Annotated in this window: 26 protein-coding genes; 2 read left to right on the forward strand and 24 right to left on the reverse strand. The window is 37.1% G+C overall.

Going from position 1 to position 19,792, the window contains the following annotated elements; translation table 11 throughout:
- Positions 1-143: 143 nt before the first annotated feature.
- Positions 144-1,313, forward strand: a complete 1,170-nt coding sequence (locus ACFTQ7_RS03470; RefSeq protein ID WP_386827311.1) for an MFS transporter — start codon at positions 144-146, stop codon at positions 1,311-1,313.
- A gap of 86 nt (positions 1,314-1,399) precedes the next feature.
- On the opposite strand, the gene ACFTQ7_RS03475 is transcribed toward ACFTQ7_RS03470, so the two are convergent.
- The 18 genes from ACFTQ7_RS03475 to ACFTQ7_RS03560 form a co-directional block, all read right to left on the reverse strand.
- The gene (locus ACFTQ7_RS03475) at positions 1,400-1,810 is read right to left on the reverse strand and encodes an Asp23/Gls24 family envelope stress response protein (protein WP_349662080.1); all 411 of its coding nucleotides are present in this window, start codon (positions 1,808-1,810) and stop codon (positions 1,400-1,402) included.
- 254 nt (positions 1,811-2,064) lie between these two features.
- Positions 2,065-2,196, reverse strand: coding sequence for a hypothetical protein (locus ACFTQ7_RS03480; protein WP_386827314.1), 132 nt, complete (start codon positions 2,194-2,196; stop codon positions 2,065-2,067).
- 66 nt (positions 2,197-2,262) lie between these two features.
- Positions 2,263-2,649 carry a putative periplasmic lipoprotein gene (locus ACFTQ7_RS03485; protein ID WP_386827316.1) on the reverse strand — a complete coding sequence of 129 codons (387 nt, stop codon included), beginning with the start codon at positions 2,647-2,649 and terminating at the stop codon, positions 2,263-2,265.
- 371 nt (positions 2,650-3,020) lie between these two features.
- Positions 3,021-3,179 (reverse strand): hypothetical protein, encoded by a 159-nt coding sequence (locus ACFTQ7_RS03490; RefSeq protein ID WP_386827318.1) that lies wholly within the window; start codon positions 3,177-3,179, stop codon positions 3,021-3,023.
- A 574-nt stretch (positions 3,180-3,753) separates the two neighbouring features.
- Positions 3,754-4,311 (reverse strand): hypothetical protein, encoded by a 558-nt coding sequence (locus tag ACFTQ7_RS03495; protein WP_386827320.1) that lies wholly within the window; start codon positions 4,309-4,311, stop codon positions 3,754-3,756.
- Positions 4,312-4,480: 169 nt separating this feature from the next.
- Positions 4,481-5,839 carry an acetyl-CoA carboxylase biotin carboxylase subunit gene (gene accC / locus ACFTQ7_RS03500; protein ID WP_349662085.1) on the reverse strand — a complete coding sequence of 453 codons (1,359 nt, stop codon included), beginning with the start codon at positions 5,837-5,839 and terminating at the stop codon, positions 4,481-4,483.
- Positions 5,840-5,851: 12 nt separating this feature from the next.
- Positions 5,852-6,358, reverse strand: coding sequence for an acetyl-CoA carboxylase biotin carboxyl carrier protein (gene accB, locus ACFTQ7_RS03505; protein ID WP_386827321.1), 507 nt, complete (start codon positions 6,356-6,358; stop codon positions 5,852-5,854).
- Between the two features lie 202 nt (positions 6,359-6,560).
- Positions 6,561-7,121: a SpoIIIAH-like family protein gene (locus ACFTQ7_RS03510; protein ID WP_349662087.1), complete on the reverse strand. Its 561-nt coding sequence runs from the start codon at positions 7,119-7,121 to the stop codon at positions 6,561-6,563.
- Positions 7,122-7,583 carry a hypothetical protein gene (locus tag ACFTQ7_RS03515; RefSeq protein ID WP_386827323.1) on the reverse strand — a complete coding sequence of 154 codons (462 nt, stop codon included), beginning with the start codon at positions 7,581-7,583 and terminating at the stop codon, positions 7,122-7,124.
- A 22-nt stretch (positions 7,584-7,605) separates the two neighbouring features.
- A complete protein-coding gene (locus ACFTQ7_RS03520) occupies positions 7,606-7,749 on the reverse strand; it encodes a hypothetical protein (RefSeq protein ID WP_349662088.1) in 144 nt (47 codons plus the stop codon).
- Position 7,750: 1 nt separating this feature from the next.
- Positions 7,751-8,662, reverse strand: coding sequence for a stage III sporulation protein AE (locus ACFTQ7_RS03525; protein WP_349662089.1), 912 nt, complete (start codon positions 8,660-8,662; stop codon positions 7,751-7,753).
- Positions 8,663-8,674: 12 nt separating this feature from the next.
- Complete coding sequence (locus tag ACFTQ7_RS03530) at positions 8,675-9,052, reverse strand: hypothetical protein (protein WP_079561815.1); 378 nt, start codon at positions 9,050-9,052, stop codon at positions 8,675-8,677.
- A 4-nt stretch (positions 9,053-9,056) separates the two neighbouring features.
- Entirely contained in the window at positions 9,057-9,266 is a 210-nt protein-coding gene (locus ACFTQ7_RS03535) for a hypothetical protein (protein ID WP_012295089.1), read from the reverse strand.
- A gap of 296 nt (positions 9,267-9,562) precedes the next feature.
- Positions 9,563-10,570, reverse strand: a complete 1,008-nt coding sequence (locus ACFTQ7_RS03540) for an NAD(P)H-dependent flavin oxidoreductase (RefSeq protein ID WP_386827328.1) — start codon at positions 10,568-10,570, stop codon at positions 9,563-9,565.
- Between the two features lie 168 nt (positions 10,571-10,738).
- Positions 10,739-11,296 (reverse strand): elongation factor P, encoded by a 558-nt coding sequence (gene efp, locus ACFTQ7_RS03545; RefSeq protein WP_197141081.1) that lies wholly within the window; start codon positions 11,294-11,296, stop codon positions 10,739-10,741.
- Between the two features lie 17 nt (positions 11,297-11,313).
- The gene (locus ACFTQ7_RS03550) at positions 11,314-12,375 is read right to left on the reverse strand and encodes a M24 family metallopeptidase (protein ID WP_386827330.1); all 1,062 of its coding nucleotides are present in this window, start codon (positions 12,373-12,375) and stop codon (positions 11,314-11,316) included.
- Between the two features lie 2 nt (positions 12,376-12,377).
- Positions 12,378-12,812, reverse strand: coding sequence for a type II 3-dehydroquinate dehydratase (gene aroQ / locus ACFTQ7_RS03555; protein WP_053483682.1), 435 nt, complete (start codon positions 12,810-12,812; stop codon positions 12,378-12,380).
- Between the two features lie 60 nt (positions 12,813-12,872).
- A complete protein-coding gene (locus ACFTQ7_RS03560; protein ID WP_386827331.1) occupies positions 12,873-13,298 on the reverse strand; it encodes a hypothetical protein in 426 nt (141 codons plus the stop codon).
- 131 nt (positions 13,299-13,429) lie between these two features.
- On the opposite strand from ACFTQ7_RS03560, the gene ACFTQ7_RS03565 reads away from it, so the two are divergent.
- Complete coding sequence (locus tag ACFTQ7_RS03565) at positions 13,430-14,401, forward strand: DUF1385 domain-containing protein (RefSeq protein ID WP_386827333.1); 972 nt, start codon at positions 13,430-13,432, stop codon at positions 14,399-14,401.
- 61 nt (positions 14,402-14,462) lie between these two features.
- On the opposite strand, the gene ACFTQ7_RS03570 is transcribed toward ACFTQ7_RS03565, so the two are convergent.
- The 6 genes from ACFTQ7_RS03570 to ACFTQ7_RS03595 form a co-directional block, all read right to left on the reverse strand.
- Positions 14,463-15,371, reverse strand: a complete 909-nt coding sequence (locus tag ACFTQ7_RS03570) for an NAD(P)H-dependent flavin oxidoreductase (protein WP_386827334.1) — start codon at positions 15,369-15,371, stop codon at positions 14,463-14,465.
- A 70-nt stretch (positions 15,372-15,441) separates the two neighbouring features.
- Positions 15,442-16,173 carry an ABC transporter permease gene (locus ACFTQ7_RS03575; RefSeq protein WP_386827336.1) on the reverse strand — a complete coding sequence of 244 codons (732 nt, stop codon included), beginning with the start codon at positions 16,171-16,173 and terminating at the stop codon, positions 15,442-15,444.
- Positions 16,170-16,895: an ABC transporter ATP-binding protein gene (locus ACFTQ7_RS03580; protein WP_386827338.1), complete on the reverse strand. Its 726-nt coding sequence runs from the start codon at positions 16,893-16,895 to the stop codon at positions 16,170-16,172. Before ACFTQ7_RS03580 ends, ACFTQ7_RS03575 begins: the two co-directional genes overlap by 4 nt.
- Complete coding sequence (locus ACFTQ7_RS03585; protein WP_386827340.1) at positions 16,885-17,352, reverse strand: DUF3021 domain-containing protein; 468 nt, start codon at positions 17,350-17,352, stop codon at positions 16,885-16,887. The genes ACFTQ7_RS03580 and ACFTQ7_RS03585 overlap by 11 nt, the downstream gene beginning before the upstream one ends.
- Before the next feature lie 10 nt (positions 17,353-17,362).
- On the reverse strand, positions 17,363-17,803 hold the full coding sequence (locus ACFTQ7_RS03590; RefSeq protein ID WP_386827342.1) for a LytTR family DNA-binding domain-containing protein: 441 nt from the start codon (positions 17,801-17,803) through the stop codon (positions 17,363-17,365).
- Between the two features lie 300 nt (positions 17,804-18,103).
- Positions 18,104-19,558 carry an Msr family ABC-F type ribosomal protection protein gene (locus ACFTQ7_RS03595; RefSeq protein WP_386827344.1) on the reverse strand — a complete coding sequence of 485 codons (1,455 nt, stop codon included), beginning with the start codon at positions 19,556-19,558 and terminating at the stop codon, positions 18,104-18,106.
- Between the last annotated feature and the right edge of the window lie 234 nt (positions 19,559-19,792).

Here is a 19,792-nt window from a genome sequence, read left to right on the forward strand (position 1 = left end):
TATAGGTAATTGCGTCCGGAACCGGCTGAAAGAAGTTAAAACAAATCTTTTGACCCTATAGTTACTATAGGGTTTATTGTATTACGTGGAAATATTCTAGTAGATTTTGATTCATGTATCGTGAAAGATTGAAGGAGAACAGTATGAATAAGAAACAACTTTTAACCTTAAGTATTTTATTATCGAATTTATTCATTGCCTTTTTAGGTATTGGTTTAGTAATACCTGTGCTACCAACACTCATGAATGAGCTGAAAATTTCAGGCTCTGTCGTTGGTTATATGGTGGCCGCATTTGCTATCACTCAACTTATCGTCTCACCGATTTCTGGTAAAATGGTGGATAACATTGGCCGTAAAATTATGATCGTTGCGGGTCTATTTATATTCGGTTTTTCAGAGCTGTTATTTGGTCTTGGACGCTCAATTGAAATACTCTTTATCTCTCGTATGTTAGGTGGTATCAGTGCTGCTTTCATCATGCCTGCGGTAACTGCATATATCGCTGATATTACAACCTTGTCACAACGTCCAAAGGCTTTGGGTTATATGAGTGCAGCGATTAGTACTGGCTTCATTATCGGACCTGGTATCGGTGGATTTTTGGCTGAATTCGGAACGCGCATACCATTTTATGCTGCTGGTATACTTGGATTTATAGCAGCGCTCTTGTCATTTATTTTACTAAAAGAACCGACACGTGCTGATGATGATGAACAGTCTGCACCATCAATTTTAGGCAGTGTGAAGCGTATTTTCAGCCCATTATACCTCATTCCATTCGTGCTTATTTTTGTACTATCATTTGGTTTAGCTGCATTTGAATCATTATTTAGTCTATTTGTGGATCATAAATTCGCATTTACGCCTTCAGATATAGCGATTATTATTACGGGAAGCGGAGTAGTTGGGGCTCTTGCTCAGCTAGTATTATTCGATTGGCTGACAAAGAAAATGGGCGAGATTAATCTTATCCGTTATTCACTTGTCCTATCTGCTGTTTTAACATTTGCTATGACATTCGTAAGCCACTATTTCGCAATATTATTTGTCACATTCTTTATTTTCGTCGGCTTCGATTTAATTCGTCCTGCCGTTACCTCTTATTTATCTAAAATTGCTGGTAATGAACAAGGATTCGTTGGTGGCATGAACTCCATGTTTACAAGTCTAGGAAATATATTCGGCCCTATTTTAGGTGGGGTACTATTCGATATCAATTTGAACTATCCGTATTACTTTGCAACAATTGTTTTAACACTCGGCGTTATCCTTGCTTTGTTCTGGAGAAAGCCAAAGCATATAGAAATATAATAAAGTAGCTATACTAATCACTGCTGAACAATTTCCGTGAAAAACGTAAAAAAGAAGGATTGCCCTGTAAAAGGCAACCCTTCTTTTTATTCTTGCACAGCTACTTCTTCTTTTTCAAAGAGAATGCCAGTAATATGGACATTCACTTCAGCTGTATCAAGTGCAGTCATATTAAAAATCGCTTGGCGAATTTGAGTTTGAACTTCCTTCGCCACTTTTGGGATTGTATAGCCGTATTTTACAGAGCAAAATACATCAATGGCAATCTCACCAGTTTCAGTAACACCCGATTTAATGCCTTTATTGTGAACTTTTTTACCGAAGCGTTCAACTACGCCCGTAGCAATATTACCGCGAGTTGCAGCGACCCCTTCTACCTCATTCACTGCGATTCCAGCAACAACCTCGATTACTTCCGCTGCTACTTCAATTTTCCCAAGTTCTTCTTTACCAGAAGGTGTTGGTTGTACGAAAGATTGTCCTACTTTCTCTGCCATACAAATATCATCCTTTCCCTTACACATCACAAACAAATGCTGTACTTACGCTTATTATACTATAAAAAGGAAAGTTTGGCTTCGTAAAGACGCTTTAATTTATTTGGATCATGTTTATGTCGATAAATTAACAAAGTTTATCGATAAAAATAAAAAGCGAAGATGTTGAAGATTTCTTCGCCATTTTATTTGCGTTTCTTTTTAAAATCAATCACAAACCAGACAAAGTATAAGATTGTAACTAGTGATAAAGCTCATGAAACATATCTACTTTGCTCATTGGGCAAAACAATAGTAAGGACAATAGTTAAAATAATTGCAGGTAGCATCGTACAAAGCCAAACTCGTACTGCTTTATTTTTAAATGAAAGTTCAAAACCCTCCATACAATCACCCTATTCATTATTTGTAAACGGCTCTTTATTTTTTGTGTGATGGCTGTTGAAAAGTCATTAATTGCCTTCTTTTATCCCTGCTACATTATCAATAGAAGTAGATTTACCATTGATGTGAATATCAATCGTATCAAGGTTCGGATCTAATGTTAATTTATAAACATGTTGTTTTATTGCATTATCCTGTTGATTCGTAACGTCTAACTTTATTATTAATGTATTACCCTGCGTTTCAAGGTCTGATGTAACCGTTCCTTTTGACCGAAAAACGACATAAGAAATATCCTTATCTACTACATTGATTTTTTGAAGTGTATATTTTTCATCAATTACCTCTTGCACTTTATCTGGAACAATCTCAATTTCACTAATACTTAACGTTGGTGAATTACACGCTGTTAAAAGAAACACTGACAAAAGTGCTAAAAATAACAATTTTTTCATTGCCGTTTAACCCACTCCTTAAATAACTGAAAATTCCATCTATAAAACATTGTAACATAGAAAATCATTAATTGGTAAAGGAATGGGAATTGCGTAGCAAATGAGATTGACGTTTGGCTACAGGCAATACGATAAGCTTAGGGTTATAACAACGGTAGCAAGCTCTTAGAAAAGACTTATCTCTGTTCTCCGTTTTTTCGACATAAAAAACCTCCTAACTAATAAAAGTTAGAAGGTTTAAGTTATGACACTATTAAATAAGCCGATCTAAAATCGACTTACATTTATTTAAAACCCAAATAATTGAATATGCGAAATCTACATTTCAACGCTTCTCGCTTTATTATTTAATCAATTATGAATATGTAGTGTTACTGTCTCTTTTCAACAAATAACAAAATTAGTGTTGCAATCGGACCTAATACAAGAGAAAGTAAAAACCAATTTAGCCCCGTTCTATTCTTCCCTTGTGCAAGTGCAGCATTTATCAACGCCAATGTACCCCAACCTACGAAATATTCGTTATTCATCATCTGCCCCCTATCTCTTTTAACGATATAGCACCGATAGTGTACACTTCTCCATCAATTTGATTATAACATATACAAATAATATGCTTCAAAACCACTGTAATCACAGCAGAGGAACAAAAAATGGTGAAAAAAATTCCGTTGTTAAAGAAGGATTTGTAACATAAGAAAATGGAACAGGTTTCTTTTTTATAAAAGAAAAATGATTATTAAAGTAACTTTAGACGAAATCGACTCGCTTCGAAGTAACGGTTGATCTCTTTAAAAGCACCATCAATCACAATACTTTCCTATGATATCATTTCCACGTATAGTTTTTTTCATTTTATAATAGCGATTTAAGTAGCGGGTTATGATAACTTTTCGTCAATCCAAACAATAGCACACAAACATCACTCTAAGGACTTGTACTAATGACGACTACTCATTATACATCAGTCCTATTGTGATGTTTCACACCCCCTATTGTCACCTTACGAACGCCCGACAGACGCATTTACTCTTTCACAATTAACTCAACACCTTTCTTCCCCTCATGTATTTAGCCACATTAATCATTTGCTTTAAACAATTGTTAAATAGCTACTGCATCGTGAAAAATAATAAAGTTACTCATATTTAATAACGAAAGACGTATCGCTAAATTATTCTCATTAGCTGGTGGTTTGATTTTCCCGTCGACTTTAATTTTTATATCCTTCCGAAAACGCCTTTCAATCCAACCGTTATCGAATATACGATTTAATATCGCTTTTATCACACGTAATTTACTTTGCTTTGTAATGTCATTTACATCGCCTAATGATGAAATAAATCCGAATAGTGTTTCCGCTGTTATTTCATCTAAATATTCGACATTCATGTTCGTTAATAACCGCCTAAAATTGTAGTCGTATTCTTTAATCGTTTGTTTGCGTATGCCCGATAAACGCATTTGTTCATTAACGATGATTAGCGCCGAATACGCACTTATACGATTACCTTTTAAACAAACTGAATTAACATCAATCATAATTGTCGGCGCTGATATTAGCGGCTCATTATTTTCGTTTTTAGGATTAATCGTTTTTAGTTCAATCGAATTCATATTTTCTAAGTCAAAAATCCCTGTACGCTGACTATTTTTACGCACAAAAAAAGACCCCCTAACGAATCGGTTTCGTTAAAGGGTCTAAAAATCGGATATTCCGTTTTGTTTTATTCCTAATTCTATTCCGCCAACTATTCCGCTGGCAAATATCGCACAACTATTTCGCAAGCTTCCCGACTATTAGCCGAGATGGTTAAACCGTTGATACGGCTTACTTGCTTGTCCCCAAAACATCATTCTCTTCTAGGAACTTCGTATTGAATTGCGCTGATTTGAAAACGTCATTGTTCATCAATGCTTGGTGGAATGGAATTGTTGTATTGATCCCAGGACCAGATACTTCGAATTCGCTAAGCGCACGATTCATTTTCGCAATCGCTTCTTCACGTGTGTCTGCATGAACAATTAGTTTTGCAACCATAGAATCATAGTATGGTGGGATTGTATAACCAGCATATACTGCAGAGTCAATACGTACACCGTAGCCACCTGGAGTTACATAAGTATCTACAGTACCAGCTGATGGCATGAAGTTTTTATAAGCATTTTCTGCGTTAATACGGCATTCAATTGCCCATCCATTTAATTGAATATCATCTTGAGTGAAAGGAAGTTTTTCACCAGATGCAATTTTTAATTGTTGTTGTACAAGATCAACACCAGAAATCATTTCAGTTACTGGGTGTTCTACTTGGATACGAGTATTCATTTCCATGAAGTAGAATTTATCTTCTCTATAGTCATAAATAAACTCGATAGTTCCAGCACCTTCATAGTTACAAGCTTGTGCAGCTTTAACGGCAGCCGCACCCATCTCAGCACGACGCTCTGAAGATAGCGCTGGAGACGGAGCTTCCTCTACTAATTTCTGCATACGACGTTGAACTGTACAGTCACGTTCACCTAAATGTACAACGTTACCATAGCCATCCGCTAATACTTGGATTTCACAGTGACGGAAATACTCGATGAATTTTTCTAAATAAACGCCAGGGTTACCGAATGCTGCAGCAGCCTCTTTTTGCGTAATTTCAATGCCTTTTACAAGGTCTTCTTCTGTACGTGCTACACGGATACCTTTACCGCCACCACCAGCAGTTGCTTTAATGATAACTGGGTACCCAATTTTAGCAGCCCATTCTTTACCTGTTTCGATATCTGGAACAATGCCAGTACCCGGAACAAGCGGAACACCTGCTGCTTCCATTGTTGTACGTGCAACATCTTTAATACCCATAATTTTAATTGAATCTGATGAAGGTCCAATGAACTTAATGCCTGCGTTTTCACAAGCTTCAGCGAAGTCAGCGTTTTCAGATACGAAACCGTAACCTGGATGGATACCGTCTGCACCTGTTTTTTCTGCTACGCTCAGTAAAGCCGGGAAGCTAAGATATGAATCTTTTGATAGCTTTGGTCCGATGCAATATGCTTCGTCTGCTAATTTCACATGTAATGCGTCTGCGTCTGCTTCTGAATATACGGCAACAGATTGAATGCCTAACTCTTTACAAGCACGAATGATACGCACAGCGATTTCGCCGCGGTTTGCAATTAAAACTTTTTTCATATTGTGCACTCCTTACTCAGCTTTTACAAGGAATAATGGTTGTCCGTATTCTACTAATTCACCGTCTTTAACAAGTACTTCAACGATTTCCCCTTGAACTTCTGCTTCAATTTCGTTGAATAGTTTCATAGCTTCTACGATACATACGATTGTTTCATTACCAACTTTGTCCCCCACTTTAACGTAAGCTGGTGAATCCGGGTTTGGAGATTGATAAAAAGTACCGACCATCGGAGATACAATTTTATGTAACGATGGGTCGTTATTTACTGGTGCTGCAGCTGGTGCTTCTTCAGCTTTTGCTGGAGCAGGAGTAGCTGGTGCTACAGGAGCCGCTGCTGGTGCAGATTGTTGTACAACAGGTGCCACTACTTCTTTATTAGGTGCTACAGTTTCAGTAACAACAACACCATTCTTTTTTAATTTAACTTTTGCCCCATCTGCTTCATAAACGAACTCGTCAATTGAAGAAGAATCTACCAATTTAATGATTTCACGAATTTCTTGAATTTTGAACATTTTCCTAACTCTCCTTATGAAATAAAATCTACTACAAGCACTATTCTATATTTTTTTCGAACAATTTGAAATACTTTAATGCAAATTAAGTAAATATGAACAAAACAAAAGGCTTTCTTTTACTAAACGAAAGCCTTTTCATGATACTGATATATAACAACGATTTCAAATAAACAGAATATTAGTATTTTTCTTGTTATTTTTAATTGTTACTATTTGCACTGAATTTTACTAGGACGTCATTTGCGCCTTCCATTTCTGTTCTCACTAAATAAATTATTTCATTCGCTTGAGCTTTTGATAGCTCCTCCGCCATAACAGTTACCTGTACTTTATCACCGTCTGCTCGTACAAATGCATCGGAATAGCCTAAAGATTTAATAAGCATTTCTAACATTGCTTCAGAGGATTCTTGTTTTATAAGGCTATCCATCTCATTATAAGCTTTACTTTTATCTTCTGCTGAATAATCTTGTGAACCGATTTTCTGCTCTAATTGTGAACGAAGCTGGCTTCTTTCATCACTAACTTGCATGCGCATCTCTTCAAATAAATGGCTTGGAGAAGATACTTCCTTCGTCTCTCCCTCTTTCGTTGCTTCTTGATCAGTCACACCTGTTACTGCAGTTTGCTGTAATGCGTCATCTGTGAAAATAGTTAGTCCATTAAATTGTTTTGCTGGATCAACCAAATAATACACTGAAATAACCGCTACTAGACTTAATAATGTCATAAACCAAACTGTTCTTCTACGTACGCGCATTTACTTTTCCTCCTTATTTTCCATTGGAACGATAATAATTCGATGAATCGGTAATTGCATTACTTGACTAACAACCGCACGAATTTCATTTTTAACAAAGATATCTGATGCTCCTTTTGAAACAATTAGTATCCCTGTTACTTCTTTCGTGCCTTGTTCAGTTCCTCGAAAATATTGACTGAATAATTGATTGTCATCCTTCTCATCTGTCATATCTCCGTAATAAAAATAGACTTTTACCTCCCCAACACCTTTCATAGCCTTCAATGTCTGTTCAAGTTTTTCTTCATTGGTTTTCGGTGATACTTGCCCATTCGTTGTATTCGTTTGATACATTGGTAAAATGATGAAAATTCCCACGGAGGCAGCGATCAGCATTAAGACTAAAAATGACGTTGTTTTTTTTGGTTTCTTTTCCACATCACTTGTACATTGCCTCCTTTCATCTCTTCTCTTTTTCAAGTGTATGTACGCTTGTTTCCTCCTATGAATTGATAAATGGAATCTTTAATAGCAATTGCAAAAATACTAACGTAATGACAAGCTTTGTAAGTGAAATTATTTCTTTATCGTCCGTTAGAAACACGAATATCTGACAGATAAAGAGAATTGCTAATAAAAGAATCAATTTATCTCCCTCCAGCCATAACTTGCACAAAAACGATGAGGAATAAACAAGAAAACATAAACGAAAAAGCAATTAGAAATGATACAGCACATAATGTAAATAGCGATTTACTAACATGATCTAGAAGTCTACAAATATCATCAAAGGCGATTGGCTCTAAAATAGCAGCTAACATTTTCAACGAATAGGCAGCAACAACAAGCTGCACTGTAGGAATGAACGACACGGTAATAACCGCTATAAACGCAGTAATACTACTAATAGAAGAAGAGAATTGTGTCATATGCTGGAACATTGAAAAACTATCTACTATAAAGGAACCGACAACTGGAATATTTTCCTCTATTAATTTTTTCACAGGCTCTGCAACAGCTGCGTTGACACTAAAAGCCGCAACACCACTCGCCGACATTAAAATGATGTAACAAATAACTGATGCAGAGACGATGCTCATAATGGTAAAACGAATCAATTCAGCAATTCTCGTAAACGAAATTTCTTTAACAATGACACTGCAAACATCAAAAACAATGGCAAGAAGAACTCCTGGAATAAGCCATTTACTACTAATAATCGTTAATACTTGTACAAAAAAAAGTAAAAAAGGCTGCCAAGAAGCGATCGCTGTAATGCTGCTTGATAAAAGAAAACTTGAAGTAAGAATGGGATAAAATGCAGTAAAAATATGAGCAAGTCCCTTTGCGATTTCGTCTATTAATGTAAATGAATTCACAACGACAGGTCCTATTGTTGCAAGGACTATAAGAAAAAAAAGTATCCTTGTCCCTTTTTCAAACTCTGGCAAAATCATATTGATTATCAAAATAATAATGACGTAGCCACATAAAATAAGCGTCATCTTCAGCAATAGAAAGAATGGATCCGTTAAAAACGAAAATATTTGCTCTAGCAATGTCTTCGCCCCTTAGTTTAGCCGTTGTAAAATGGCCGACACCTCCTGTAAAACAGCCAAAAACTCCTTAAACCAGTACAACAAAATAACTATTTTGACCCCATCATAGACGATGTGCCCGAGCACTTTATAGTTTTGTTCTACCAGTAACATCGACACCCATTGCCCGATATAAAAAAGGCTAGCACTTACCACAATGGCTTTTGCATAAGGCAAAAATGCTAATGTCTCAAGTAATTGCTTAATGAAAGGCAATAAGAGTGTCGAAAACAACATACCGAAAAGTAAAAACGAAAACATTACACTAATTAGCGCATGGAGTGGCTGTATGACTTCTTTTATAAGCAATAATAAAAGCAGCATGACAACAGCAACGATGACAATTTCCATTTACCTACCCTGATGAGGTCAGCCATTGAAAGAATGTAAGGATCTCATTAAAAAATAGACGTAAAAATCGCAGTAATTCCGCTGTCATATATAAATAGGCAATGAAAAATAGGAAAAATGAAAATTCTTTCTTTCCTGTTTGATCAAAGAAGACATGAAGAAGCGCAACTACTAGTCCCACTCCCGCGACTCTTAATACGTCTTGTAATTCCATTTCATACGCCCCCTCGTGTACAGCAATATATGTCGCTACCACAAAAAAAAGACCTCCATACTTACGTATAGAGATCTTAGTATTATTATGAAATTAATGACGCCTCGTCATCATTGCGTTCTAGATTGGCTTTGCGCAGCCCAAAGACCCCTTCCCGCTTGCGTAACGCCGGGAGCTGAACTTCTTTCAGTGAATGTTAGACACCTTGATAAGTACTTAAATTCCCACCACCATAGAGGAAGAACGTTTTATAGCTGACGCTTCGCTTTCGTTAAGAAAACTCTTACTGAAAGAAGTTAAAGTAACTTTTCAATTATGCTTTTCACAGTACCCGGTTGTTTCACTAAATAGCTTTTTTCGCCCATCCACATCGATAAATAGTCAGCTTTACCCTGTTTTGCGCCTTCTTTACGAATCGTTGTAGTTAGATCATTTTGCAATGGATAAGGGGCTACAGTAGCATCCTTCATACGTTCAGTAAAATCATTTGCTAAGCCTCTTGCTGGTTTCCCAGAAAAAGCACGTGTAATCGTCGTTTGCTGTGCTTCCGATTGAAGCAAGGCATTTTTGTAAAGAGGTGAAATTTCACACTCATCTGCTACAAGTAAGGCTGTACCAATTTGAACCGCTTGTGCACCCATTGCTAGTGCTTTGCTTACATCTTCCTTTGTAACAATGCCTCCAGCAGCAATAATCGGTATGGAAATTTGTCCTACCACTTGTTGCAGTAAATCATGCAAATCAATTAATTGCATAGGTTCAGTGAAGGAACCACGATGACCACCAGCTTCGCCACCTTGAAGAACAACAGCTTGCATACCTGCTTGTTCTACACGCTTTGCTTCCTCTAGTGTAGTAGCTGTACCAATTACATAAACTTGGTTGTCCTTTAAACGATGAATGACATCTGCTGAAGGAATACCAAATGTAAAGGAACAAATGGCTACATTTTCATCAAGAACAGCTTGTACTTGTTCTTCAAATACTTCCTTGGACATGACACTTTGTACAGGTGATAGTCCAAGTTCATCATAAAACGGTTGTAAAGCCATTCGAGCTTTTTGAAGAACATCTATATCAATACGTGGTTCTTCTTGTACAAATAAATTAATCGCAAATGGCTTTTTCGTTAGCTTTTTAACTTCCTGAATAAAGCTTTTTGTTTGCTCACCATCTAAATAGCCCGCTCCAATCGAGCCTAAAACACCTTGTTCTGCACAGGCAGCCACAAATTTTGGCGTAGTTACACCAGCCATTGGCGCCTGTATTATTGGATATGGTATTTCAAAAGTTGTTTGTAGCATAGCATTCACTCCTTACTATTATTGTAAACAAATCTTCCAATTATGACCACATATTAAATAATAGAAACAAATTTTTCTATTTATAAAAAAGAAGTTCTCTCTACCTTTATATGTATAATAAAAAAACCTACCCTTTTAAAAAAAGAGTAGGTCGGATATTATTATTCATTACCCACGAGAAACGTAAGAACCTTCTTCAGTATTGATTACTAACATGTCACCTTGGTTTACGAAGAATGGCACTTGTACAATAAGACCTGTTTCAAGAGTTGCAGGTTTTGTACCACCTGAAGCTGTATCACCTTTAATACCAGGCTCAGTTTCTGTTACTTCTAGTGTTACAGTATTTGGTAATTCAACACCTAACATTTCACCTTGGTATGATTGGATATGCACTTCCATGTTTTCTTTTAGGAATTTTAATTCATATTCAATAGCAGCTGAAGAAAGTTCAGTTTGCTCATATGATTCTAAGTCCATGAAAACATGCTCATCACCTTGTGCATAAAGGTATTGCATTTTACGGTTATCAATTTGTGCTTTTTCAACTTTCTCACCAGCACGGAAAGTTTTTTCATTTACTGAACCGTTACGTAGGTTACGTAATTTAGAACGTACGAACGCAGCACCTTTACCTGGTTTAACGTGTTGGAAATCTAACACGCGGTATAATTGGCCATCTACAACAATTGTTAGACCTGTACGGAAATCGTTTACTGAAATCATTTGTGTTCCTCCATAGTTTATAAAATAATAAGTTCTTTTGACGAATGAGTTAGCAGTTCATTACCTGTCTCTGTGATTAAAATATCGTCCTCGATACGAACACCACCGATTCCTGGTAAATACACTCCTGGTTCAATCGTTACGGCCATACCTGGCTCTAGAATTGCTTCTGAACGCATCGATAAGCCAGGGCCTTCATGTACTTCAAGACCAATTCCATGTCCTAATGAATGACCAAATGCCTCGCCATAGCCCTTTTCTTTTAAGTAGTTACGTGCAATCGCATCTGCTTGGATCCCTGTTAAGCCAGGGCCAACCTTTTCAAGTGCTAAAAGCTGGGAAGCAAGTACTGCGTTGTACATATCCACTAATTTTTCAGATGGCTCGCCTACTGCAACAGTACGTGTAATATCCGAAATATAGCCATTGTACAGTGCTCCATAGTCTAATGTGACAAAGTCGCCTTTTTCAATCACTTTATTCGTCGCTACACCATGTGGTAAAGCTGAGCGAAGACCAGACGCAACAATTGTATCAAACGAAGATTGAGTTGCTCCTTGTTTACGCATGAAAAATTCTAATTCATTCGAAACCTCAAGCTCTGTTTTACCTGGCTTGATGAAGTTTAAGATATGTGTAAATGCGTGATCAGCAATTTCACACGCAACCTTAATAATATTAATCTCTTGTTGCGTCTTAATCAAGCGAATTTTTTCAATTAGCCCAGAAATCGGTACTAAATCAGCTTGAATTTTATTTTTATATAGCTCATATGTGCCATAGCTAACAGTATCTTTCTCAAAGCCCAATAATTTGATACCCATGTTTTTTACTTGCGTTGCAATTTCTTCAATGATCGTCGCCTCATGCTTAACAATACGGAAATCTTGTATTTGCGCGGCTGCTTGCTCTGTGTAACGAAAATCCGTGATAAACACAGCATCATTTTGAGACACGATTGCTACGCCCGCTGTCCCTGTAAAACCAGTCATATAACGACGGTTGTATCCGTTCGTAATTAAAATGCCATCGAGATTTTGTTCTTGAAGTGTCTTACGTAGCTTTTGCAATTTAAACATAATCAATTCTCCCTCTCAATAAATGTGCGTAGTGCCAGTTCATAGCCTTTCGTACCTAGTCCTGAGATTTGACCAAGGCATGCCGGAGCGAGATAAGAATGATGACGGAAAGCCTCACGTTTATGGATATTTGAAATATGTACTTCTATGACCGGCACAGAAATCCCTGCAATTGCATCATGTAAAGCTATGCTTGTATGGGTATATGCACCGGGATTAAAGATAATACCATCATATTTTTCGTCCTCCGCCTCATGCACCCAATCAACAAGTACCCCTTCATGATTAGATTGACGAAACTCGACAGTAGCACCTAAAGACGCCGCAAGATTCTGAACATTGTTTTTCACATCTTCCAATGTCTCATAACCATAAATATGGGGCTCTCTTTTACCTAGTCGATTTAAGTTAGGTCCATTCAAACATAATAACTTCACGCATATTCGCCTCTTTCTATGTACTTGCCATTATTTTATCATACAAGGAGCATACAGCAACTAATTTCCTTTTTGTGCTGTATGCTCCTTCTGATGAAAATTTGCAGTTTCAAGCAAGAAACGTAATAGACAAATAACAATGACTATAAAAGGAATCGATAATTTTTTAAAGGAAGAAGATTGTAAAGGCAAATCAAGAACAATCCATTCTAATGTGATTGACACAATAAGGCCGAGCAAAAAAGATGAAAGCACAGCTGGGATAATATAAACATATCTCAACGTAATGTATAATAAAAATCCAATCAGGAATAAGACTAGAATGAAAAAGCTCCATTGAAATAGTTTTGAACTGTCTTCGAATAAATCCCACTTCTTATAAAAACCTATTGGATTCCATTTAATAAGATGAAAGTAATGAAGCCCTTTTAAACACAATGCAAAAACAAGCGCACCGACTAACGATGTTATACTAGCTACTCTCAAGTAAAATCCTCCTAACTTGTACCACGAGTTAATTTTTAAACGTTAATCATTTCCTAAACTGTACGATTAGTGTATCCATATAGAAATTTTACTATGCGTAACTCTAGAGGTTTTTCACTAAATTTAGTACAATGGTACAGTTGAAATATATAAAGAGAGTGGTGTTAGCCTTGAGCAATTCACCTGTATACGGGGGACAAGCACAATTAGAGGGTGTAATGTTCGGAGGAAAGGAACATACGATTACTGCCATTCGCCGTAACGATGATTCCATCGATTATTATCATTTTAAAAAAGTTCAAAACCCTATTTTACAAAAGCTTAAAAAAATTCCATTGGTACGAGGCGTAGTAGCGCTGATTGAATCAGCTGGTTTAGGCTCTCGTCATATGCAATTTTCAGGGGACCGTTACGACGTTACACCTGGCGAAGAAGAAGAGCATAAAGAGGAAGGCTCAAGACTGCAAATGATTTTAGGGGTTGCAGTTGTAGGTATCCTTTCCTTTTTATTTGGTAAATTTGCCTTTACATTAATTCCAGTATTTATTGCGGATTTTTTCTCTAAATGGATTGAGGGCAAAACTGGCCAAATTTTACTTGAAAGTGGCATAAAGCTACTTTTACTACTTACCTATTTATATTTTATATCTTTAACACCACTTATTAAACGCGTATTCCAATATCATGGTGCAGAACATAAAGTAATCAACTGCTATGAAGCTGGTATGGAAATAACAGTAGAAAATGTGCAAGCACAATCACGCTTACACTATCGTTGCGGTAGTAGTTTTATGCTGTTTACTGTGTTTGTCGGCATGTTTTTATATTTCTTCGTGCCAACTGATCCGCTTTGGTTACGCATTTTGGACCGTATTCTATTAATTCCAGTGGTTCTTGGAATTTCATTTGAAGTACTTCAAGCTACAAATGCGTGCCGTAATATTCCCGTGTTACGCTACCTTGGCTATCCAGGCTTATGGCTACAATTACTGACAACACGTGAGCCAAAAGACGACCAAGTAGAAGTAGCCATCGCATCATTCAATATGCTGCTTCAAGTTGAGCAACAACCAGAAATCGCAGCTACTTTGAATCATGATTAACAAATTAAAGGGCATGACCAACTATTTGTTGGACTTGCCCTTTTATGTTAGAGATTCGTTATTATAATGGCTGTGCAGAAATTATTTGTTGCTTTGCTTTCTCGTACTCTGCCTCCAATGTTATGAGTATTTCACGAACGGACTCTTGTTTGTCAATATTGGTAATGCCATGTCCGGCTGACCAAATATCTCGCCATGCCTTGACATTAACAAGATGTGTTAAATCGACATCTTCTCTTGGCTTCAATGTCGCAGGATCAATCCCCTCCTTTAATAAGGATGGAATTAACACATTGACATGGACACCGCTAAAAGCATCGGTATATAAAATATCTGAAGTGCTACTTTCAATTACCATGTTTTTGTACTCCTCAGGTGCATCTCCTTCATCACAAGCTAAAAATCGAGTACCCATATAGGCATAGTCTGCTCCCATTATTTGAGCAGCTAGTACGTCCGCACCGCTAGAGATGGAGCCAGATAAAATGATCGTTCCCGTAAAGAATTTCTTAACCGCAGATACAAAGCCAAATGGGTTCAGTTGCCCACCATGACCGCCAGCACCTGCACATACAAGAATTAGACCATCTACACCCGTTGCAGCAGACTTTTCGGCATGCTTGACATTCGCAACATCTGCATAGACCTTCCCACCATAGCTGTGCACAATGTCCATAACTCTCTTTGGATTACCGAGTGAAGTAATGACAATTGGTGGCTGAAATTGTTCAATTAACTGTAAATCTTCTTCAAACCGTGTATTCGCTACAGGATGACAAATAAAATTGACAGCCCATAGCTCAAAAGTTAGCGCCTTTTTTATTTCTTCAAGCCACTCTGCACAAGTTGAAGCCGGTCTTGCATTTAATAACGGAAATGAACCGATAGCCCCTGCTCTACTAGCCTCAATAACCATCTTAGGATTAGAAACTAAAAACATCGGAGCAACTATAATTGGTAAACTAGACATACACCCTCCCCCTTTATACTTATAACATTTCGAGAGATTTCCTGAAAATCCTACTATATAAATTCAAATTTCAGCTCTGACCTCGCATCTTCCGTTGAAATAACAGAGTAGTGATCATAAAAATAAAGACTGTATACCCTAAAACGATAGCAAGTGGCACGAAAACATCTGAATATGCTCCACTTAGCACTGCACGCGCCGCATAAACAGCATGGACAAATGGCAAAAATTGCGTGATAGATTGAAATGTACCACCTATCAAGTCAGGCTCAAACCACGTACCACTAAACCAAGTTGATAAATTGACAAATATCGCAAAGATCCCCCCTACCTGTTTGTCCGTAAAAATTGTGCCAAGTAATAAACCAAAACCAATATACAATAAGGAAATGACAATAAGTACGCCTACCATTAAAAGGACAGATATATTAAAGGATAATCCTAAAAATACGGCTGTGAGTAAACAAAAAATAATTTGCATGAATGCAATTGGTAGCAGAGGTAGCACATAGCCTAAAATATAATCTCGCGCTAACATAGGAGAAGCAAAAATCCGCATTAAAAAGGATGAGCTTTTATCCTTGCCTAGTAACATACCTGAAAAAAGAGTAAGAAATGAGAAACTAAAAACAATAACACCTGGTGTGAGATTACTAATTTCATATAAAGCGAATGGCATATTTTTTTGCATGACAGAAAATAGCCACATAAGAAGCATTGGTAAGCCCATGCCAAAGATGAGCGTTACCGGATCGCGTACTATTTCCTTATGATTTCTTGTCGCAAATACACTTGCTTTCATAGGGACTCCTCCTCTGTATACTCTAAAAATACATCTTCTAAAGAACCCTTTTTAGTTTCATGCAATAATTGCTGGATTGTACCAAGAGCACGTAATTTCCCTCGATGCATAATTCCTACACGATCTGCCAGCATCTCGACCTCTTCTAAATAGTGAGTTGTTAAGACAATCGTTACATGACCTTTTAATTGATTTAATACGTTCCATAAATCGCGACGTGCACGTACATCCATACCTAAAGTTGGTTCGTCTAGGAAAAGTATTTTCGGATTAGACATCATAGCCATCGCAACACTTAAGCGACGCATGTAGCCGCCCGATAACGTTTTAGCTTTACTGGACTGCCGAGGAGTCAAGCCAAATACATTCATTTGTGCGCTTGCTCGTTTCTGCGCCTCCGTTTTTGAGCATCCATAAATTTGGCCCATTAATAGCAGATTCTCTACTACTGTTAAATTCGGTGCAATTGCTGTTTCCTGCGGAGAAATATTTAATTTCTTTTTAGCAGCGACTTGATGATGAACAATACTTTCACCATCTAAAAGGGCATCACCAGCTGTTGGTGGCAAAAGTCCACAAAGCATTTTAATCGTTGTCGTCTTCCCGGCTGCATTTTGCCCGAGAAGTGCAAAGAATTCTCCACTTATAATAGTTAAAGATAACTGATCCACTACTACATGTTCCTTGAACTGTTTTGTTAAACTCTTAATTTCAATCGTCATGAGACTCACCTCTCTCTATTAGCATGGCATTAATTTTTTCTATATCACGCTTCGAAAGCTTATATTGCAATAGCCATGTCACGACATATGTTCCTAAGAAACTTGCTAATAAAGAACAAACATTGGCCATCGTTTTCGGCATCCATAAAATCATCACAATAGGTATCCAAATAATTGCCGTTACAAAAAAATGCACAATAAACTGCTTTAGCATCCCCCATCTAGCCATTTCAAAAAATAGTGCAGCTACAGCGAAGGTTATCCCAATCAAGCCAGTCAACAATACTTGCGTGATTATTGCGATTATTTCATTTGTAAATAACGCTCGAAATTCGGGCACTACCCAAGCGTAACTTCCTTGCGCGATCCCCATTGATACAAAAAATTGCACTACTTGCCCAAGTACAGCACCAATGACAAATCCACCTATAATACGAATTAGTAAGTCTTTTCGCACGTTTTTCACCTCATAGTCCTAATTGCTTCTTAATTTTCGTTACATAGCGCCTTGAAGCGTATGTTTTAATCCCACCTTTGAGCTCAACTCCAATTGTTCCTGTTTTACTAATGTCCATATGTATAATCATATTTCGATTGACCATTTCTGCATTTGAAATTCGTACAAATAGCTGTGCATTCAGCTTTTTTTCAAGCTCATACAAGCGAAAACGTACATTGTAAATACCACCCATCGTTTGCACGAAAACTTTCTTTTGTTCCGTATAAATGCGCACAATGTCCCCACAGTTAATAAATTCAACACCTCTATGTGATAAAACCGATAATGTATTCATTTCAGCGGAAGCGATATACTGCATGAGATTTTCTATTTTATCGGTCATCTTATCAGTATGAATAGTCACTTTAGGCTCTTTGCATGCCGGGTCAATCGACACTTCTACCTTCATATCATCACAGTCCTTTCATTCGTTTTCACTATAAAATTTTTATGTAGTTATGTAAATGGAATTTCGACGACTGGTCGTTTATACGGGATAAATGGTTGGCCCCCCCCCTCTCAAAGGAGGCAGCAGTTTTTCTAAATGAAGAAAAAAAATTGCCTACCTATCTTTATAACGAGATAAATGTAGCTTTCAAATAAAGTTTGATCATTTTCTAGCTATTAATCTTCTATAATTACAGCCAATCGTCGAAAATCGTTTCAACTAATTAAAAAGCCGCCGAAAATCCGGCGGCTTTTTTATCACTCAATTTTGTATCAATTTTTTCTCATGAATACTCAATTGTAAATCTGCTACATTTTTTATAAATTGTTGATCATGTGAAACAAAAAGAATAGTGCCTTCATATCCAGTAATAAAAGTTTCTAATGCTTCTATAGCATCAATATCTAAGAAATTAGTTGGTTCATCTAACAATAAAATATTATATTCACCTAAGAATAGCAGACATAGTTGGAGTCGAATAGCTTCTCCGCCACTTAAAGACTTTACACTTTTTTGTAAATCTGTACCAACAAACTGCATTGAATGTAAAACACTTCGTACAAATGGTTCATCGTATCCTGAGCGATTTTTTACGAATTGCATAACTGTTGCATCATTCGTGAAATGGTAACTCATTTGCCTGAAGTATCCTATTTTTGCTTTTGGAGAAATTATTAGGCTATAATCCTTCTTTGCAATATAGTCTAGCAATGTACTTTTCCCACTGCCATTGCTACCTGTAATCGCAATTTTTTTACCAAGTGGCAGTTGGAAACTAACATCTTCTAATAATATTTTATTTTCAATTTGAAGTGTCAATCGCTCAACCATAATCGGGAACTTGTTATACAATTCTGTAGCTTTAGATTGGCGGAAAACAATAGGTCTATTTTCTCTTACAGCTTCGACTTCCTGAAGTTTTTCCATTCGATTTTCAATAGCTTTAGCTGCACGTTGCATCGCTTTTGCACTCGTACCTTTGGACTTCGTCATAAACGACTTGTTCGGTAAGGCATTCGCTTCCCTTTTAGACATCCGCCCAGCTTGAGCGACCTTTTGAGCTTTTTTCATTTTTTCTTGTGCTGCTTTTTCGAGCCGCCTCTTTTCTTTCACGAACTGTTCATGGGCTTGCTGTTGTTGCTCACGTTCTAACTGCTTTTGAACCACATATTCACTATAATTCCCTAAATAAACTAGGACCTTGCCTTCATGAATTTCCCAAATTGTCGTGACTAGTTCGTCTAGTACAGCACGGTCATGACTAGTTAATATTAGCGCTCCATAATAATACCGAAGTTCCTCTAATAAAAAGGAAATCCCCTCTTGATCCAAATGCGTTGTCGGCTCATCAATTAGTAATGCATCGTAATAGTTGGTAAACAACTGAGCAAGCTTCATCCTTGTCTGCTCGCCGCCACTTAAATGAACCGAATCTTTTGGTATATCTAATTTTCCAAGTAATACTGGATCGGCTCCAAGTGATGTTGGTGCTTCAAGTTGTTCAAAACATCCGGACTCAACATGACGATACACTTTTCCTTTAGTTGGTTGAACCTTACCTGACAATAAATTTAATAGTGTACTTTTTCCTGCACCATTACTACCAACAATCCCAATACGGTCAAATTGGTGAATGGCTAACCGGTCGATCTTTAAGATTTCCTTATCTAAATAGGCTACTTCAACATTTTCTAATTCAAAACAGATTTTTTCCATATTCGCTACCTCCCGAAATTTTTATCATTTCGTATCGATAGCAAGGATCGATACGAGCTTCTAAACTAAGCTCGTATCAATAAAAAAGTAACATACCCATTCAAAATCCCTCCTACTTTTAAATAAAATAAAAAATCACAGACGTCCTGTCTGTGATTTAGAGTAAATGGAATTGCCCATCTTCATTAAAGTAGAGGCTTGAAGGTAAATGTCACCAAATGAGCCTTCTCTTAG

Source organism: Lysinibacillus sp. NPDC056959 (assembly GCF_042674095.1).
GTDB lineage: Bacteria > Bacillota > Bacilli > Bacillales_A > Planococcaceae > Lysinibacillus > Lysinibacillus zambalensis.

Bases quoted from the DNA above. Each gene is read 5' to 3' on its own strand.
- ACFTQ7_RS03470 (WP_386827311.1), top strand. From the start codon at position 144: ATGAATAAGAAACAACTTTTAACCTTAAGTATTTTATTATCGAATTTA.
- ACFTQ7_RS03475 (WP_349662080.1), bottom strand. From the start codon at position 1,810: ATGGCAGAGAAAGTAGGACAATCTTTCGTACAACCAACACCTTCTGGT.
- ACFTQ7_RS03480 (WP_386827314.1), bottom strand. From the start codon at position 2,196: ATGGAGGGTTTTGAACTTTCATTTAAAAATAAAGCAGTACGAGTTTGG.
- ACFTQ7_RS03485 (WP_386827316.1), bottom strand. From the start codon at position 2,649: ATGAAAAAATTGTTATTTTTAGCACTTTTGTCAGTGTTTCTTTTAACA.
- ACFTQ7_RS03490 (WP_386827318.1), bottom strand. From the start codon at position 3,179: ATGAATAACGAATATTTCGTAGGTTGGGGTACATTGGCGTTGATAAAT.
- accC (WP_349662085.1), bottom strand. From the start codon at position 5,839: ATGAAAAAAGTTTTAATTGCAAACCGCGGCGAAATCGCTGTGCGTATC.
- accB (WP_386827321.1), bottom strand. From the start codon at position 6,358: ATGTTCAAAATTCAAGAAATTCGTGAAATCATTAAATTGGTAGATTCT.
- ACFTQ7_RS03510 (WP_349662087.1), bottom strand. From the start codon at position 7,121: ATGCGCGTACGTAGAAGAACAGTTTGGTTTATGACATTATTAAGTCTA.
- ACFTQ7_RS03530 (WP_079561815.1), bottom strand. From the start codon at position 9,052: ATGGAAATTGTCATCGTTGCTGTTGTCATGCTGCTTTTATTATTGCTT.
- ACFTQ7_RS03535 (WP_012295089.1), bottom strand. From the start codon at position 9,266: ATGGAATTACAAGACGTATTAAGAGTCGCGGGAGTGGGACTAGTAGTT.
- ACFTQ7_RS03540 (WP_386827328.1), bottom strand. From the start codon at position 10,570: ATGCTACAAACAACTTTTGAAATACCATATCCAATAATACAGGCGCCA.
- efp (WP_197141081.1), bottom strand. From the start codon at position 11,296: ATGATTTCAGTAAACGATTTCCGTACAGGTCTAACAATTGTTGTAGAT.
- ACFTQ7_RS03550 (WP_386827330.1), bottom strand. From the start codon at position 12,375: ATGTTTAAATTGCAAAAGCTACGTAAGACACTTCAAGAACAAAATCTC.
- ACFTQ7_RS03565 (WP_386827333.1), top strand. From the start codon at position 13,430: ATGGTACAGTTGAAATATATAAAGAGAGTGGTGTTAGCCTTGAGCAAT.
- ACFTQ7_RS03570 (WP_386827334.1), bottom strand. From the start codon at position 15,371: ATGTCTAGTTTACCAATTATAGTTGCTCCGATGTTTTTAGTTTCTAAT.
- ACFTQ7_RS03575 (WP_386827336.1), bottom strand. From the start codon at position 16,173: ATGAAAGCAAGTGTATTTGCGACAAGAAATCATAAGGAAATAGTACGC.
- ACFTQ7_RS03580 (WP_386827338.1), bottom strand. From the start codon at position 16,895: ATGACGATTGAAATTAAGAGTTTAACAAAACAGTTCAAGGAACATGTA.
- ACFTQ7_RS03590 (WP_386827342.1), bottom strand. From the start codon at position 17,803: ATGAAGGTAGAAGTGTCGATTGACCCGGCATGCAAAGAGCCTAAAGTG.
- ACFTQ7_RS03595 (WP_386827344.1), bottom strand. From the start codon at position 19,558: ATGGAAAAAATCTGTTTTGAATTAGAAAATGTTGAAGTAGCCTATTTA.